The sequence below is a fragment of the Halogeometricum sp. S3BR5-2 genome, assembly GCF_031624635.1.
In the GTDB taxonomy this organism is placed as follows: Archaea; Halobacteriota; Halobacteria; order Halobacteriales; family Haloferacaceae; genus Halogeometricum; species Halogeometricum luteum.
Genome location: NZ_JAMQOQ010000008.1, coordinates 104,389 through 120,251, shown reverse-complemented (window position 1 = coordinate 120,251; position 15,863 = coordinate 104,389). Strand labels below are relative to the sequence as shown.

The following is a 15,863-nucleotide window of genomic DNA, read 5'->3' as shown; positions in this document are numbered from 1 at the left end:
ACTCACCTCACAGGGAACGGTCGTCTTGCCTGTCCTCCAACCGTTCACGACGCTGCTGGAACTCTTCTTCGTCGATCTCACCTCGTGCGTAACGGCGTTGGAGGGTTTCCATCGCAGACGTATCACTCCGGGAAGGAGCGTCACCTCGACCCAGTGCCCAGTAGAGGAGTCCACCGATCAGTCCCAGCATTCCGAGTGCCCCGCCGACGAACGGGACGCCGCCCCATCCGCCCCTCGAGCCACCCATCATGCCCCCTCCGCCGGGCCCCATCATGCCGCTATCGGTGCTCCCGCTTCCGTCGACGTCCGAGCCGATGGCCACGGCGCCGTTCTGAACAATCGTCTCGCTGTCGGGGACCTCGCCGTCCGGTATCGGGCTGTCTTCAGCTGGACCGCCAGGGCTACCAACGACGATGCGACCGACCATGCCGACCGTCTTGTGCGGGATGCAGTAGTAGTCGTACGTGCCTGGCTCTTCGAACGTGTGCTCGAAGCTCCCCTGCGAGATGGTCCCGCTGTCGAATGCGCTGGCGTCGGATGGAATCCGGTCCTCGTAGGCGGTCGCCGAGTGGGCTCCGGCCGCTAGCTCGAAGCGAACGGTCGTGCCGGGTTCGACGTGGAGTCCGATCGGGTCGAAGTAGTTGTTGCCCATCTTCACGACGGGCGTCTCCTGTGCGGCGACTGGTTGGGTGAATCCCGCACTCGCGACTGTGCCAGCACCGAGCGCTCCCAGGAACTGGCGTCTACTGTAGTCTGTCATTGTAGCTGGTTGGCTTCTGTTATCCACGGATGATGCTGGCGAGCCGGTTCGCGAGTCCGGGCGATTGCTGGCCGGCGCTCTCGATGGCAGCCTCCAATTCGTCCCGGTCGACGATGCCGATGAACTCGGCCGTCTGTTCCCCGTTCGCATACACGAGCGTCGTTGGCGTCTTTCGGACACCGTACTCTTCGGCCGTCTCCAGATCGGTCTGAATGTCGACCTCCCGGAACTTGACACCCGGATACGCATCTTCGAGGCCCTCGTTTTTCTCTCGTTGCGTTGCGCACGCTCCACAGGTCTCCTGCGTGAACAGGATAACTTCCGTCATAGTAGCTAGTATGGTCTTGTGCCTTTAGCACATTTCTATTTACATCCGAAAGCTGTGAGGGTCACAGATTCCGGATTCCAAGGGGGCGGACGTGAGTAACGCCGGAGGTTGGTGGTCGGACCGTCACTCCGAGCGTTCGAGCTTGTTCCGACGCGCCTCGAACTCTTCCTCGGTGAGATCTCCGCGGGCGTATGCCATACGCAGCTCCTCCATTGCGGGATTCCGCGACGACTGCGATGCCGTCACGCGACGGAAGACGAGATATCCGCCACCAAGCAGGAGGAGGAGGAAGACCAGCTGGACGAGCATCCCGACGAGTGGCCACCAGCCACTGGTCGTCCCGTATCCACCCATCATTCCACCGTATCCCATCATCCCGCCGAATCCCATCCCCATCGTGAGCAAGGGGAGGACAATGATCGCCCCGAGGATGAGGAGGACGATGGTTGTGGTGTCGAGTTGGTTTGATGATGTCATGGTTCAGATTTCCGTCGATGATTCGAGTTCGTCCGCGACACTGACGAGAACGCGTTCGAACCGGTCGTGGACCTCGTTCGCGATCGAGTCGAGTGCCTCGTTGTCGGCGATGCCGACGAGCTGTTGTGGGTCGACGGCACTCACCATGACCTCGCCGTCGTCGGTTTCGTAGACGATGACGTTACACGGGAGGAGTGCGCCGAGTTCGATCTCTTCGTTCAGGCCCTCGTGTGCCAGCCCCGGGTTGCACGCACCGAGGATGCGGTACTGTCGAAACTCCTCGCCGAGTTTCTCCTCGAGCGTCGCTTGGACGTCGATGTCACAGAGGACGCCGAATCCTTCGTCTTTGAGCGCCGCAATCGTCGTGTCGACGACGTCGTCGAACTCACCGGTGACTGAAGTCTGTATTGTGTATTCCATGAAGTATCATACCCCGTCTACGGGGTTAACGGTTGGGTGCCGCAACGGCGAGCGTTGGAAGTGTGGTGCACCGGTTGGAACAGCAGCGGTTCCGGTCATCCGGTACGTTCGAGCTGTTTTCGCTGTCGATCGAATTCGTCGTCCGAGAGCTCCCCGCGGGCGTAGCGCTCACGGAGTACCGACAGCGACTGCTCTTCGGTCCCACCGGATCCTCGGTTGAGGAGCGCATAGACGAGGTAGAGCGGGACGGCGATGAGGAGCCCCATCCAGAGGAGACCCCAGAGCCCCATCGCTCCGCCGAAGAGGCCCCAGTCACCCCCCATCATGCCGCCGCCGTAGCTCCCGCCGCCGTGGGCAGCAGCTGTTCCAGTCGCTGCGACCAGCAGTGGGACGGCGAGTAGCGCGAATCGACGAGCAGTGCGTCCGATGTGTGTAGTGAGTTGCGTCATTATCTTGCGTTGGTGAATCGTGGTATTCGGTCGAAGCGATCGAAACGGTCAGGGCCGTCAGCAGTGGCCCTGTCCGTACATCCCGCCGTTGTAGTCGTCGTCAGCCATGTCCTGGGCCATCTCGTCGACGGTCACACCCATGTGCGACTCCATCCACTCGACGCTACCCGGGCCCATGTGCTCAGTCATCTGCGCCTCCATCCAGGCCGCCCAGTCATCGGCGGTAGCATTGTCAGTGGGTGCACCGTCTGTGGTCGTGTCGGTGCCGTGTGCGCTGACCACGGGAGCGGCGAACGCGAGTCCGACGATCGCGAGCGCCACGAGCAGCCAGCCGCCGAGTTTGAAGTTGGTCATTGTCTTTCTCCTCGGTTAGTCGTAGAACCGCTCGGGAGTTATCTACGTGGGTGTGAATTCGCGTAGGAGAACGTTCGAGAACGTGTATAGGGCGTTCTAATCGTTTTTCAGGATGTGGAACGTTCATCCCCATCGAATTCACCGGACCTGGGCGGCCGCCTCGAATGTCTCCAGTTCGCGGCGGGGCCGACTCTGACGGTGGGGCTTGCTTTGGAATGTTAACCACAACTCCCGAAAGTATTCCTCCCCTATCAGTGCCTGTACCGGGCCATCGATTGGCTGACGGGAGTATCCTGCTCCGTACCGCGCACCACTTCCAGTGACCATGCCACTCAACGGACTCCTCACACAAATCGAACACGCGCTCGCACCGGTTCGTCACGTCATGAAACCGATTTTGTCGGACCCGCTCGTGATGGGTGTCTGGGCACTGTTCGTCGTCGCGTCCGTGGGCACCCTCTGGTGGGACATCCGCGAGCGGAATCAGGCGCTGCCATCGCTGATGAAAGGCGTCTGGACGCTGGTCGTCCTCTACTCCGGACCGTTCGGCCTGGCCATCTACTGGTACTCCGGCCGCAGCCAGATCAGCAACGACTCGCTGTGGCGGCGTGGCTTCCGCTCGACCGCTCATTGCTATTCGGGATGTGGTGCCGGTGAAGTTCTCGGGTTCGCGCTCCTCGCGGGCCTGCTCGCACTCCAGAGTACCCTCCTCGTCGCTGCAGGAACGTTCGCGCTCGCGTACCTGTTCGGCTACGCCCTGACAGTCGGCCCACTGATGCAGGAGGGCGTCGGCTTCGGCGAGGCGATGCTCGACGCCCTCTACAGCGAAACGCCGAGCATCACCATCATGGAAATCGCTGCTATCGGGACGGACCTGCTGATCGCCAGTCAGGCCCATATCTCTGATCTCCTGTTCTGGGGAGCGCTGGCGTTTTCGCTATCAGTCGGGTTCGTCTTTGCGTACCCGGTCAACGCCATCCTCGTCTACTTCGGCGTGAAGGAGGGCATGAAGAACCCCGCCGAGATGGGGCAGAGCCAATCGCGCGGACAGGCACAGGCCGCCGATTAGCTCCCTAACCCAGTCTTCGAGACAGGAAAGAGATCGACTTGGCTAGTGATTATCGAGCGAGGCGGCTTCTGAGAGTCGTCAGCAATCCGGATTGATTTCTCGTCGTCTGTTCCGCAGCGCGCGACTCGGATTTGTCAGTCTCCTCCGCGTCCTCGTCGAGCCTCGCCGCTTCGTAGTCCGCAATCATATGAGCGACGTGGCGGTTACACATGTGAGAGGATACGACGTCCAGCTACAAAACTGTTCGACAGGTGCTAGCAGATGCTAGCTCTGCGTCTGCTTCAAGTCGTCACTCGGATAAATCCGGTATGTCCGCCCCTGACGTTCGCGGTATAGCAGGCCACGCTTCTCGAGTGCGCTGACCGTCTGGCTCACCTTGCTCTTCGAGAAATCCGACCGATCCCGGAGTTCGATTTGCGTGATGCCCGGCGAGGAGAGAACCGGTTCGAGGATGCGGCGTTCGTCGTCCGGCAACAGGTCCAGTACGCGGGCCCGAGGCTGAGTTTCTGGATTGATGCCGTTACCTGGTTGAGCGGTCTGGGTCGACGGTTCGGATTCGAATTCAGAGCGTTCCTGGTCGATTTGATCCGAGACATCGCTCCCTTGTCGATCGACCGCCTCCGTGCTGGTGACGTCGTCGCGAACCATCAGATATCCCCCGCCGATGACGACCGAGACGAGGATGGTTCCGAGGACGTACCAGAGCGGATTCGTGCCGTGAACTGCTCCCATCGAGGTTCCCATCATCGACCCCATCTGCTCGAACGCTTGCTGTTGCTGGTACGCTTGCCAGCTGAGTACACCGCCGATGATGAGGACAGCAGCGACCAGGCCACCGACTACCGTATCGGCTCGCCGTCGATTCATCCATCCCGCCTCGGTGTGTTGTGGCATCCGTTCATGAGTGACAGTTGGCGAGACATTGCTGTAGCAGTTGTGATTGGTCTTGGCGGACTTATTGAGAGGCACTTTTCAACTGGCACAGATAATTATCTTACAAGTCGGTTTCGTAGTGACACTGGTTGTCGCGGCCGGTATGCTTCCCGTACTGTACACGCTTCGGTGGGCCGTAGTTCGTCCCTGTTCCTTATGTGTACAGGGATGACAGAGCTATCAACTGGCGGATAGCGACCGGACGTGAGGCATCCACGGTGACCTGCCAATACTAAGATATTTCCCGGTATGAATCGTACCGGCTAGTATGGGAACTAGGCCCACGGATCTCCGGATGGATATCGGGCGAATCGCAGATGAGTCGGTTGCCCGTGTCGCCCCCGATGCCACGGTCGCCGAGATCGCGCACACGATGATCTCCCAATCGCGGTGTGCGAGGTATGTAGTGGTGGAAGAGGCCGATCAGCTCGCCGGGATCATCACTGACCGGGACCTGATCGCCGACCTACTCACCGAGGAGAGTGAGTTCAGTGTGCTCGCTGCCGAGACGAGCGGAGACAACATACGAGCTAATGACATAATGACGCGTGACCCTCTCACCGTATCAGCAGATGCTGAGATCCCAAAAGTGCTCAGACAAATGAACGATGCTGGTGCTCGACACGTTCCGGTCATTGAAGACGAGAGCGTCGTCGGCATGATCACCTTGGATGATCTAATTACGCACGTCGCAGGCGAGAGCGCACATGTTTCAGCACAGATGGATAACGTAGCGGGTATCATCCGCACGGAGTCCACGCACGATTGAAACACACATTTGGTGTCTCAGAGCGCCTAGTGATGCTCATGGCTCTGGGAACCTCCAGATCCTGAGACTTGCGGGTGCTGATGTGCAAATTCGGATGGGTGCTTCTCGAATGATCGCTTGCACCGGTTCGAGCAGAAGTAGTACGTCTCGCCGTCGTGGGTGAGACTCGGCCCACTGTCGTCGGTCCGCATCCCACATACGGGATCGCGGTACGGACCGGGCGCTCCGAGGCCTCTCCGGTAGACGTAGAGGAGAAATCCTGTGAGTGCAAACGCGATGATGTTGAGGTAGAAGGTGTAGTTAAGTTCGAAGTACGTCTGTTCGGATGCCGTCTGCCCGCCGGCCAGATCCGGAACGATACCCAGCGCGTCGAACAGTTCTTCCATAAGAAAGCCCGTGAAGGCCATGGTCACGAAGAAGACGCCGAGGATGTACAGCATCACTTTCCAGCCGTAGTACTTCCGGTAGACGTTCAGTACGGGGATGGTGATGAGGTCGGCGTAGACGAACGCGATGACGCCAGCGAAGCTGATGCCCCCGCCCCACAGCGCGACGGCGAACGGGACGTTGCCCATGCTGCCGACGAAGCTGATGACGGCGATTGCGACGCCCATAATCGCGTTCTCGGCGCTGACGAGCACTCCGTCGCCCTGGATGAACAGGGTGTTCCAGACCCACTGGGGGACAAACACGATGACGAATCCCGAGATGAGAAAACCCGCGATGACATCTTTCCAGATCATCGACCATTCTTTGCGGTACTGGTTCCCGATCTTGTACCAGCCACCCCACGAAAGGAGTTCGTCGCGCCACCCGCCGCTGCTAGCGGCCTCTTGCTGGTACGTTTCCATGCACCCTTCCGAACAGAACTTCAACGTCTCGCCGCCGTCGGTGGTGATCGAGTACTCGTCTTTGCCCTCCATTCCACACGTCGGATCCTCGGTGACGCCATGTTCCTGATCACGCTGGTTCAGTTCCTGTCGAACCTCATCAAAGAGATTCTCCGGGAGGGTCAGATGGACGAGGAGTGCCATGACGGCGATGAGGATGACCCCTCCGAGGAGTTCTGCAACCAGAAACTCCCAGCCAAGCAGGATGAGGATCATTAGGCCGAGTTCGACGATGAGGTTCGTCGAGGCGAACATGAATGCGAGGAAATTCACCGTGTGCGCTCCCTTCTTGAACAGCCCCTTCCCGATGGCGACCGCGCCGAAGCTACACCCACTACTCGCAGCGCCGAACACTGTTGCCTTCGTGAGACCACTCAGGTTTCCCTCTCCGAGCACCTGAGCCATCCGCTCTTTGGAGACGTAGACCTGGACGAGACTCGTGATGATGAGCCCCATGATGATGGCCCAAGCTGCTGTCCAGAGGAATCCGACGCCGATCCGCAGCGACTCGATAATTCCGTCGACGAGGGCGGCTTGCATATTTAGACCATCACAGCCATCTGTTTTGTTAGTTGTTCTTAAGAAACGGTGGTGTTTCGACGGGGTAATTCTTGGATTCAAATGTACCTAGTGCTATTAGCTGTGGTCAACCGAGTGAGAACTGCGTTCGCGCTCAATAGTTGCTGCGCGTCACTGATTCGGGTTCGCTGGCTGCGGCTCGTTCTTTTGACATAGAAGTCTGACAAAGATGAGCGTTGTACTGCTGTTTCTCCCACTATATTCCCGTGCCATGTCTCCAGAGTGACTCTCCCTTTCGAATTGTAAGAGAAACCCGATTGAATGAGGGGAGCGTATCTCTAGTCATGAGCACGACGACCACTCATCAGGACACGTACGATCCGGAATCCACGACCAGTGTGATGCGCCTCAATGCGCTGGCCCTGGCGGGCGCAGCAGCAGTCGTCTCTGCCATCGTGATGCTCCTCCTCGGTGTCTTCGGAGCGATCGGCGTCTACGAGGGAGCTGTCGAGGCGATGGAGCAGTGGCACCTGTTCTTCGAGCCGACCGTCGTCGGAACGGTAGCTGGCATGGTCGAAGCAGCGGTGATCAGCTTCGCCCTTGAGTATGCTCTCGCCTGGCTGTACAATACCCTCGCACGGTAACTCGTAGAATCAAACCATGTACACAGATATTCTCATCCCAACCGATGGCAGCGATAACGTCGAGCCGGCAATCCAGTACGGATTTGATATCGCTCGTCGATACGATGCAACCGTCCACGCGCTCCACGTCGTCGACAGTTCGCCGATCGAGCGAAAGCTGGAACTGACCGCGCTGGAAACAGACCTGGAGACACTCCCAGACACGTGGTATGAGGCTGGCGATGACGCCACCAAGCAGATCGGAACTCGAGCCGCAGAACATGGTCTCGACGCAGTAACTGAGGTTCGCCGTGGCATTCCAGCGCGTGAAATTCGCTCCTACATCACCGATACCGGGATCGACCTCGTCTGTATGGGAACCCGAGGACACACTGGTCTCGACCGAGTCCTGCTCGGCAGTGTGACGACCCGAATCGTCCGTACTGTCGATATACCCGTGCTCAGTGTCAAAGCGAAGCCGGCGATATCAGAATCTGAAACCCAGGGAGGCTTTGAGAATATTCTCATCCCGACTGACGGAAGTAAGCCCGCACGAGAGGCAGTCACTCACGCTCTTGATTTGGCTCGGACGTACGATGCGACACTTCATGCCCTCTACGTTGTGGATAGAGGTGCCTACGCGTCTCGTCCGGGATGGACGTGGGACGAACTGCAGCAAGTACTGGAGCAAAACGGAGAGACTGTCCTCGAAGATGTCCAGTCCCGGGCAGCTGCCGACGGTATTTCAGTCGCTGCTGAGATCACCCACGGCGTTCCTCATCAGGCAATAGAAGAATACTGCAATCAACACGGAATCGACCTCGTCGTGATGGGAACACACGGACGGTCCGGCATTTCACGACGGCTCATCGGAAGTGTGACCGAACGGGTTCTCCGGAACTCGGATGGGCCAGTGTTGACCATTCGAGGAGTGTAGACGCGGCTTGAGCTACTGGCGAAGTGAGATGAGAAGGACCACGAATCCGAGACCGATGGCGACCGATTCGATGATGTGGACAAGAGCAAGATCGAGCCCCCCGAACTCGAACAGCACTCCTTCGATGAACACACCGAGTGTGATGATTCCAAATCCACCTGCAGCGTTTCGCATATAGTACGTCCCCGTTCGTCGATACGCCTCGAAACTATAGTACGTGATCAGAATACCGAGTGCGAGTACGAGCGTGCGGACGATCAAGAGAACTGCTGTTGTCGTATCCACCATTCACTTAGTCCTCCATTTTCTTCGAGTCGCGTCCGTACAGAGCGTACAGGATCGTGAGCATACCAATCGCGACGATGGTTGTTGCAACGGCTCCTGCATTGTGGAACGTCAGGCCAACCACGTCGAACAAGATTCCCTCGATGATCGCCCCGAAGCTGATGATGGCGAAGCCGACCGCGAGGTACAACATCGATTGGCTGTTGCTACGTCGATACCCTCGATAGGCTTGGAATGCGATAACGAACCCGAGAGCCATTGTGACGAGCTTTGCGATGACGAGACCGATGTGCATGGTTATTCGTTCCTCATTGTGTTCCACAACCGAGCGAATCTGTCGGGAGCGTCTTCTCGAAGTTCGATACGGACATCGAATCCCGATTCGAGGAGCTGTACCTCGACACGGTCGAGCTGGGCTTCGTATTCGCTGTAGTGGTGACCGTCGGGGTCGATATGCGTTCGCTCGATAAGCAGGTCGTACTCCAGTAACGTGTTGACCCGTCTGGAAACTGTTGAGACTGACATGTCACACTCTTCGCTGAGTTCCTTGGCGGACATCTGTTTCTGGCGAGTCGCCTCGAGGATTGCGCGTGCATAGTCGTCGTCAAGGATTTCGAGGATCCCCGAGATGTCTCGCTCCTCACTCACAGTTCCTGTTGTTGTGGATGGGTATATAAAGGAACGCCGATTTGCCGACCCAGCAAATCTGCTTTCCGGACTATATGCCCAGCCCGTGTAGGTTCACCTGTAAGGTGACCGATGCCATGACCGACTCACTCACGCGTCGACGGATGCTCCAGCTGACTGGCGGTGCGGCAGTCGTTGGACTCGCCGGGTGTACCGGAACGCAGAACAACGACGGCGGAGCGGCGAACGGATCGCCAACCGAGAGTGGCCACGACGACGGCACTGAGACCGGGCACAACGACGAAGAAAGTAGCCACGACGATGGCGGTCACGACGAGGCGGTCGGAGCGCCGTCCGATACGGCCGAAGTGAGCATGATTACTGAGGACGGGAGCTACCACTTCGAGCCACACGTCGTGCGGGTGAACGTCGGTGGGACTGTGACCTGGCACAACGAGAGCGGGAGCCACTCGACGACCGCCTACCACCCCGATAACGATCAGCCCCAACTCGTCCCCGACGGCGCAGCGGCCTGGGACAGCGGCATCCTCTCCGAGCAGGGCGTGACGTTCGAGCACACGTTCGAGACCGAGGGTGTCTACCACTACTACTGTACGCCCCACGAGAGCCTCGGGATGATCGGGAGCGTCATTGTGGGCGAGCCGGACCCCCACGAACAGGTCGCTCTCGAGGAACTGCCGGCTGACAAGCCCGACCGCGTCCGCGAGAAGCTCGAAGAACTGAACGGGATGATTCGGACAGCTCTCGGCGACGACCACTAATCCTTCTGTACTTCCTTTTTAGCGGCGTTTCAATTCCTACCGTACGAGTAGGTTGTATCCGACGTGAACGACCGCGAGACCGAGATATCCGAGAAGGAGTATCATCAGAGTTCGTCGCGAGATCGACGGAAGACCGATCTCGTCGGTGCCGTGGATCTGCTCGCCGAGCGCGTATGCGAACCGCCCAGCAAACAGAGCGAACGGCAGGTGAATGAATACCAGCGGTAGCACCAGCGAGTCGAACTGGGCTGTCGCCTCCAGACGCGATAAGTACTCGAGTTTGAGTACGAGTTCGAGAAGTGCGACAGTCAGCCCGGAGACCACAGTCGCGAGTAGTCCCTCGGTTTTCGAGAGGAGCTGGCCTTGCCGGTAGCTCCATCCATAGAAGACGAGTATCAGCGGAATGAATCGGACGAACGCCTCCTCAACGAGCCCGACCAGAAGCGTCCACGTGGTGACGGTCGTTACCTGGAGCAGGGCGAGTTCGAACTGGTAGGCGCTCCACACACCGATACCGGTCACGACGCTACTTATGACGACGAGCTCGCCCAGTGACCGATACCGTGGTAGCATGAGTGACGACGGACGTATTATACGTGGGAGAGCGGCCAAAATAGGCGTACCCGTTCGAAGTCGGTGCTGCGAAGAGTCTTTACTATCGAGCCCCGTGTTACACGATAACACAAATCCCAACCGTAGCCGCTCACCATACTGCTATGTCATCCGACGAATCCGCGTCCGTCTCTCGACCGGCCGATACGGAGCGCGACGTAATCGACCGGATTGAAGAGACGGTTCTATCACGTCGGGCGTTTCTTGCCGGACTCGGCCTGGGGGGTGTGGGCGGCGCTGGGGCAGTTTTCGGTCTCACGCGAGCAGGGGAGGGGTTTCAGTCGCTGGCGACGCTCGCTGGTGGGGCCACGCTTCCTGCACCAACTCGGTACTATCTTCCAGCAGTCGACGGCTCCGATAGTGGCCTCGTGATTCCTGTGACATTCGAGTTCGCCGATGGGGAGGGCGAGCTGTTTGTGAATCTGAACGGGATCGAAGTCCGCCACGATCTCCAGCTCGCCCTCCGTGAAGCGACCGCGACAGCCACGCGACTCACCGATAGTTCACTCGCCAACACGGCGACGCACGTCACGTTCGATCCTCCCACGTCCGGCGTGCTCGCGCTTCGCGGGAAGAGCTGGGAAGCAGGACTCACGATCGCCCTCGTCGCCAGTCTCCGTCGGCAGTCGCTCACACAGGAGACGCTCATCACGGGAGTCGTCGACGACGAGGGAGCGTTGCTTCCCGTTGGGGAGATCGAGACGAAAGCCCGTGCCGCACGTGCTGTCGGTGCACAGGAGCTGGTCGTTCCGGCGGGCGAACCGACGGAGGTGGCTGTTCAGGGACTCCGAATCATCAGGGCGCGCTCTATCTCGGAGGCGCTCGATCGGATTCTGTGACCGCAATGTCCAGCGATTGACTACGCCGAGTGCATGTATTGCCCAGTTTTTGCGATTGCTGCTGGGCTATGATTCAAGGCCTGGGTCGGTGTAGTCCACGGTATGGTCAAAATCGATCCATTCGACGCAATACGTGAGTTCGAGTTCGACGGGGATGCCTACCGTATGGCGGACCTCACCGCTCTCGAAGAAGCGGGCCTTTGCGAACTGGACCGTCTTCCAGTCAGCATCCGGGTGCTCCTCGAATCCGTCCTTCGGAACGTCGACGGGGACACCATCACCGCCGACGACGTTCGGAACGTCGCGTCATGGCAGCCCGACGTCCCGGACGTCGAACTCCCGTTCACTCCCTCACGAGTCGTCCTTCAGGATCTCACCGGTGTCCCTGCCGTCGTCGACCTCGCAGCGCTCCGAGCAGCGGTTGACCGGAAAGGCAAGGATCCCGCGATCGTCGAGCCAGAGATTCCAATTGACCTCGTGATCGACCACAGCGTCCAGGTCGACTATTTCGGCTCCGAGGACGCCTACGAGAAGAACGTCGAACTGGAGTACGAGCGCAACGGCGAGCGGTATCGAGCGCTGAAATGGGCGCAGCAGGCCTTCGACGACTTCCGCGTCGTCCCACCGGGAACGGGAATCGTCCACCAGGTCAATCTCGAATACCTCGGACAGGTCGTTCACGCCCGCGAACAAGGTGGGGACGACTGGCTGCTCCCGGATACGCTCGTCGGCACGGACAGTCACACGCCGATGATCGGCGGCATCGGCGTCGTCGGCTGGGGCGTCGGCGGCATCGAAGCCGAAGCCGCCATGCTCGGCCAGCCCATCACGATGAAACTGCCCGAGGTCGTCGGCGTCCGCCTCACCGGCGAACTCCCCGAAGGGGCGACTGCGACCGACCTCGTACTTCACGTCACTGAACAGCTTCGCGAGGTCGGTGTCGTCGATCGGTTCGTCGAGTTCTTCGGCCCGGGCGTGTCGAACCTGACTGTTCCGGATCGGGCGACCATCGCGAACATGGCACCCGAACAGGGCTCGACCATCAGTATGTTCCCCGTCGACGAGGCGACACTCGACTACCTCGAACTCACGGGCCGTGACGAGGAGCACATCGACCTCGTTCGTGAATATCTCGACGCACAGGGACTGTTCGGTGAACAGAACCCCGAGTACACCGAAACGGTCGAACTCGACCTCTCGACGATCACGCCGAGTCTCGCAGGACCGAAGCGGCCCCAGGATCGCGTCCCGATGGACGACATGAAGACGCACTTCAGGGGGCTGGTCCACGGCGAATTCGAGGACGAACTCGACGAGGTCGACGAGGACGCACTCACCCGATGGCTCGGTGAAAGCAGTGCGCCCGACACCGATCGACCTGACCCCGACCTTCCGGGACCGGATGTTGGCGACCTCACCAAACGAGTCGAAGTCGATGTGAACGGTGAGACGACCGAAATCGGCCACGGAAGCGTCGTGGTGAGCGCCATCACCAGTTGTACGAACACCTCGAATCCGTCCGTGATGCTCGCGGCGGGCCTCCTCGCTCGCAACGCTGTTGAGCGTGGGCTCGACGTCCCTGCGTACGTCAAGACGAGTCTGGCCCCGGGCAGTCGCGTGGTCACCGAATATCTCGAAGCGTCGGGACTGCTCCCGTACCTCGAGGACCTCGGCTACAACGTCGTCGGCTACGGCTGTACGACCTGTATCGGCAACGCCGGGCCGCTCCCCGAGCCCATCGAGCGCGCAATCGATGCCGAGGACCTCTGGACGACGAGCATTCTCTCGGGCAATCGCAACTTTGAGGCACGCATCCATCCGAAAGTGCGAGCGAACTATCTCGCCAGTCCGCCGCTCGTGGTCGCCTACGGCCTTGCTGGTCGGATGGATATCGACCTCGAACGTGACCCGCTCGGAACAGATGACAACGGCAATCCGGTGTATCTCTCGGATATCTGGCCTGACGCCGACGAGATCCACGCGGCGGTTCACGACAGCGTCGACTCGTCGATGTTCGAGGAGAAGTACGCGGAGGTGTTCGAGGGGGACGAGCGCTGGGAAGCGCTCGATGCACCCACCGGTGATGTCTACGGGTGGGACGATTCTTCGACGTACATCCGCGAACCGCCCTTTTTCAAGGATTTCCCGCTGGAGCAACCGGGCGTCGCGGATATCGAGGACGCTCGGACGCTCATGTTGCTCGGTGACACGGTTACGACCGACCACATCAGTCCAGCGGGACCGTTTTCTCGCGAGCAGCCGGCCGGGGAGTGGCTCGTCGAACAGGGCGTCGAACCCCACGAGTTCAACACGTACGGCGCTCGCCGGGGCAACCACGAGGTAATGATGCGCGGCACCTTCGCCAACGTCCGTATCGAGAACGAGATGCTCGACGACGTCGAGGGTGGTTACACGATTCACCAGCCAACGGAAGAACAGACGACCGTCTTCGAAGCGAGCCGCCGCTATCGCGAGGACGACACGCCGCTGGTCGTGTTCGCCGGCGAGGAACTCGGCACCGGGTCGAGCCGCGACTGGGCCGCAAAGGGGACTGACCTCCTGGGCGTTCGAGCGACCATCGCCGAGAGCTACGAGCGTATCTTTCGTGACAACCTCGTCGGCATGGGTGTCCTCCCACTCCAGTTCGCCGACGGTGACTCGTGGGAGTCGCTCGGCCTCGACGGTTCGGAACGAATCGCGATTCACGGGCTCGACGACGGCCTAGACGTGAACGACAATCTCACAGTCGTTGCAGAACGTACCGATGGTTCAACCGTCGAATTCCCGGTTACGGCACAGGTCGGGACGCCCGCAGCCGTTCGATACGTCGAAAATGGCGGAATCCTTCATCTGGTGCTCCGCCGATTGCTTACCGTGGAGTAGCAAGTAGCAACCAAAGTGACAAATAATGTTGAATGCATTATCTTTACGATCTGAGGGTTTCTCCCTTCGCTCACAGCCGCCGTCAGAACCGTCCCCGCGAATCCAAAGCGTGGCAGTAATCGGTGGGGCAGTCGGCGGCCTCGCCGCTGCTGAAGGCTTTTCCAAGCGAGGGTTCGAAGTAGACCTTTTTGAACGCCAGTCGTACGATGACAAACGAGTCAACTGCGGGGAAGCGATGACGGCCGTCTCTAAGATTCCACTCAGTTCGACGCCAACGAATGGGTTCGTCAATGCTCTTCCGGAGTTACGTGTAGAGATCTACGACGGAACGGCATCCCGAAGACAGCGCACCGGAGAGGGAACGTTCCCGGCCTCCGATACGTACATCACTGACAGAAACGTCGTCGAACGGCGATGGGCCGAACGCCTCGCTGAAAAGGGCGTTTCGATTCACGAGAACCACCAGATCACGAAGGCGAAGTTCCGGACGTTGGCCGACGAATACGACCTCTTGGTTGACGCGACTGGCCAACCGTCGATCACCAGCAAGATTCGAGGGAGAACGGACGAGTACGCGGGTCGGATGATCGCCATTAACGCTGACGTGGAGGGCGACTTTTCGGATCTCTACCCGAATAGCCAGATCATTCTTGAGGGCTATACCGGGTACGCGTGGGCGTTCTCGAAATCGCCCGAGCGGGCCAACGTCGGCATCGGGTGGACCGAGAGCGAACGCCCAGCCGATTACATGGCCGAATTTGTGGCGGCATGCGAACGAAACGGCTGGCCGATGCCATCTCGGAGTCAGACGAATATTGCTATCATTCCCGAAGGACCGAGTCTCGATCCTGCGCTGACCTATCTACCTGAGTGGCCCGTCGTTCGCGTCGGGGATGCGGCTGGAATCGCGAATCGGCTGACCGGGAAAGGGATCTCGCAAGCAATTCAGTCGTCGTATCTCGCAGCCAAGTTGACGGCGGAGGGAAGTCTACAGGAGTATCCAGACCGACTCTATCGGATGATGAAAGGAGAGTACCTGCTCGCCCGAATTATGCGGCACCTCGTCGAGACTCGTCAGATGACCGTTCTCGGTGATGCCGTCCAAGTGGTGTCTGGAATCGACATTGAAGACATCGATCGATCCCCACGGGCGGTTCTCCGTCGCTTCTTGCGGCATCCACGGGTGGCTGCTCGGATTTTCTCCAACCCGGCTGTAATCAAGCAGACGTATGCCGCCGTCACAGACGCTTGGGAATACGATACTATTCAGCCGGTATGACGGTATCGGGGAGATCACCCCGAAAAGG

20 protein-coding genes are annotated in these 15,863 nt (G+C 59.4%); 8 read left to right on the top strand and 12 right to left on the bottom strand.

The genetic code is table 11. The features are described from left to right. Positions 1–7: 7 nt before the first annotated feature. The 6 genes from NDI79_RS22030 to NDI79_RS22005 all read right to left on the bottom strand — a co-directional run bounded on the left by NDI79_RS22030 (position 8) and on the right by NDI79_RS22005 (position 2,788). A complete protein-coding gene (locus NDI79_RS22030; RefSeq protein ID WP_310930775.1) occupies positions 8–760 on the bottom strand; it encodes a plastocyanin/azurin family copper-binding protein in 753 nt (250 codons plus the stop codon). A 19-nt stretch (positions 761–779) separates the two neighbouring features. Beyond that, positions 780–1,088: a thioredoxin family protein gene (locus NDI79_RS22025; protein WP_310902080.1), complete on the bottom strand. Its 309-nt coding sequence runs from the start codon at positions 1,086–1,088 to the stop codon at positions 780–782. Positions 1,089–1,211: 123 nt separating this feature from the next. Then, positions 1,212–1,565 (bottom strand): SHOCT domain-containing protein, encoded by a 354-nt coding sequence (locus tag NDI79_RS22020; protein ID WP_004594615.1) that lies wholly within the window; start codon positions 1,563–1,565, stop codon positions 1,212–1,214. A gap of 3 nt (positions 1,566–1,568) precedes the next feature. Beyond that, positions 1,569–1,985: a DUF302 domain-containing protein gene (locus tag NDI79_RS22015; protein ID WP_310897849.1), complete on the bottom strand. Its 417-nt coding sequence runs from the start codon at positions 1,983–1,985 to the stop codon at positions 1,569–1,571. A 95-nt stretch (positions 1,986–2,080) separates the two neighbouring features. Further along, complete coding sequence (locus NDI79_RS22010; RefSeq protein ID WP_310897848.1) at positions 2,081–2,434, bottom strand: SHOCT domain-containing protein; 354 nt, start codon at positions 2,432–2,434, stop codon at positions 2,081–2,083. A 57-nt stretch (positions 2,435–2,491) separates the two neighbouring features. Beyond that, entirely contained in the window at positions 2,492–2,788 is a 297-nt protein-coding gene (locus NDI79_RS22005) for a hypothetical protein (protein WP_310897847.1), read from the bottom strand. A gap of 325 nt (positions 2,789–3,113) precedes the next feature. Here NDI79_RS22005 and NDI79_RS22000 point away from each other — a divergent pair, with 325 nt between their 5' ends. Continuing rightward, positions 3,114–3,857, top strand: coding sequence for a DUF4396 domain-containing protein (locus NDI79_RS22000; RefSeq protein ID WP_313696105.1), 744 nt, complete (start codon positions 3,114–3,116; stop codon positions 3,855–3,857). Positions 3,858–4,121: 264 nt separating this feature from the next. Here NDI79_RS22000 and NDI79_RS21995 read toward each other — a convergent pair whose 3' ends face one another. Then, entirely contained in the window at positions 4,122–4,724 is a 603-nt protein-coding gene (locus NDI79_RS21995; protein WP_310930799.1) for a helix-turn-helix transcriptional regulator, read from the bottom strand. Positions 4,725–5,058: 334 nt separating this feature from the next. Here NDI79_RS21995 and NDI79_RS21990 point away from each other — a divergent pair, with 334 nt between their 5' ends. Next, positions 5,059–5,559, top strand: a complete 501-nt coding sequence (locus NDI79_RS21990; RefSeq protein WP_310930773.1) for a CBS domain-containing protein — start codon at positions 5,059–5,061, stop codon at positions 5,557–5,559. A 26-nt stretch (positions 5,560–5,585) separates the two neighbouring features. Here the strand turns inward: NDI79_RS21990 and NDI79_RS21985 are convergent, their stop codons facing one another. After that, the gene (locus tag NDI79_RS21985) at positions 5,586–6,989 is read right to left on the bottom strand and encodes a permease (protein ID WP_310930772.1); all 1,404 of its coding nucleotides are present in this window, start codon (positions 6,987–6,989) and stop codon (positions 5,586–5,588) included. Between the two features lie 323 nt (positions 6,990–7,312). Here NDI79_RS21985 and NDI79_RS21980 point away from each other — a divergent pair, with 323 nt between their 5' ends. After that, positions 7,313–7,612, top strand: a complete 300-nt coding sequence (locus NDI79_RS21980; protein WP_310930771.1) for a hypothetical protein — start codon at positions 7,313–7,315, stop codon at positions 7,610–7,612. A gap of 16 nt (positions 7,613–7,628) precedes the next feature. Further along, positions 7,629–8,528, top strand: coding sequence for a universal stress protein (locus NDI79_RS21975; protein ID WP_310930770.1), 900 nt, complete (start codon positions 7,629–7,631; stop codon positions 8,526–8,528). 12 nt (positions 8,529–8,540) lie between these two features. Here NDI79_RS21975 and NDI79_RS21970 read toward each other — a convergent pair whose 3' ends face one another. From NDI79_RS21970 to NDI79_RS21960, 3 genes are read right to left on the bottom strand one after another with little or no spacing between them, the layout of a single operon-like run. Beyond that, entirely contained in the window at positions 8,541–8,816 is a 276-nt protein-coding gene (locus tag NDI79_RS21970) for a DUF7521 family protein (protein WP_310930769.1), read from the bottom strand. Between the two features lie 4 nt (positions 8,817–8,820). Next, entirely contained in the window at positions 8,821–9,108 is a 288-nt protein-coding gene (locus NDI79_RS21965) for a DUF7521 family protein (protein WP_310930768.1), read from the bottom strand. A 2-nt stretch (positions 9,109–9,110) separates the two neighbouring features. After that, on the bottom strand, positions 9,111–9,461 hold the full coding sequence (locus NDI79_RS21960) for an ArsR/SmtB family transcription factor (protein WP_310930767.1): 351 nt from the start codon (positions 9,459–9,461) through the stop codon (positions 9,111–9,113). Between the two features lie 116 nt (positions 9,462–9,577). On the opposite strand from NDI79_RS21960, the gene NDI79_RS21955 reads away from it, so the two are divergent. After that, positions 9,578–10,222: a plastocyanin/azurin family copper-binding protein gene (locus NDI79_RS21955; protein ID WP_310930766.1), complete on the top strand. Its 645-nt coding sequence runs from the start codon at positions 9,578–9,580 to the stop codon at positions 10,220–10,222. A 36-nt stretch (positions 10,223–10,258) separates the two neighbouring features. Here the strand turns inward: NDI79_RS21955 and NDI79_RS21950 are convergent, their stop codons facing one another. Next, positions 10,259–10,729 carry a hypothetical protein gene (locus NDI79_RS21950; RefSeq protein WP_310930765.1) on the bottom strand — a complete coding sequence of 157 codons (471 nt, stop codon included), beginning with the start codon at positions 10,727–10,729 and terminating at the stop codon, positions 10,259–10,261. Between the two features lie 209 nt (positions 10,730–10,938). Here NDI79_RS21950 and NDI79_RS21945 point away from each other — a divergent pair, with 209 nt between their 5' ends. The 3 genes from NDI79_RS21945 (at position 10,939) to NDI79_RS21935 (ending at position 15,835) form a co-directional block, all read left to right on the top strand. Continuing rightward, entirely contained in the window at positions 10,939–11,673 is a 735-nt protein-coding gene (locus NDI79_RS21945; RefSeq protein ID WP_310930764.1) for a S16 family serine protease, read from the top strand. A 102-nt stretch (positions 11,674–11,775) separates the two neighbouring features. Next, complete coding sequence (gene acnA, locus NDI79_RS21940) at positions 11,776–14,556, top strand: aconitate hydratase AcnA (RefSeq protein WP_310930763.1); 2,781 nt, start codon at positions 11,776–11,778, stop codon at positions 14,554–14,556. Positions 14,557–14,665: 109 nt separating this feature from the next. Further along, positions 14,666–15,835 (top strand): NAD(P)/FAD-dependent oxidoreductase, encoded by a 1,170-nt coding sequence (locus NDI79_RS21935; RefSeq protein ID WP_310930762.1) that lies wholly within the window; start codon positions 14,666–14,668, stop codon positions 15,833–15,835. Positions 15,836–15,863: the final 28 nt, after the last annotated feature.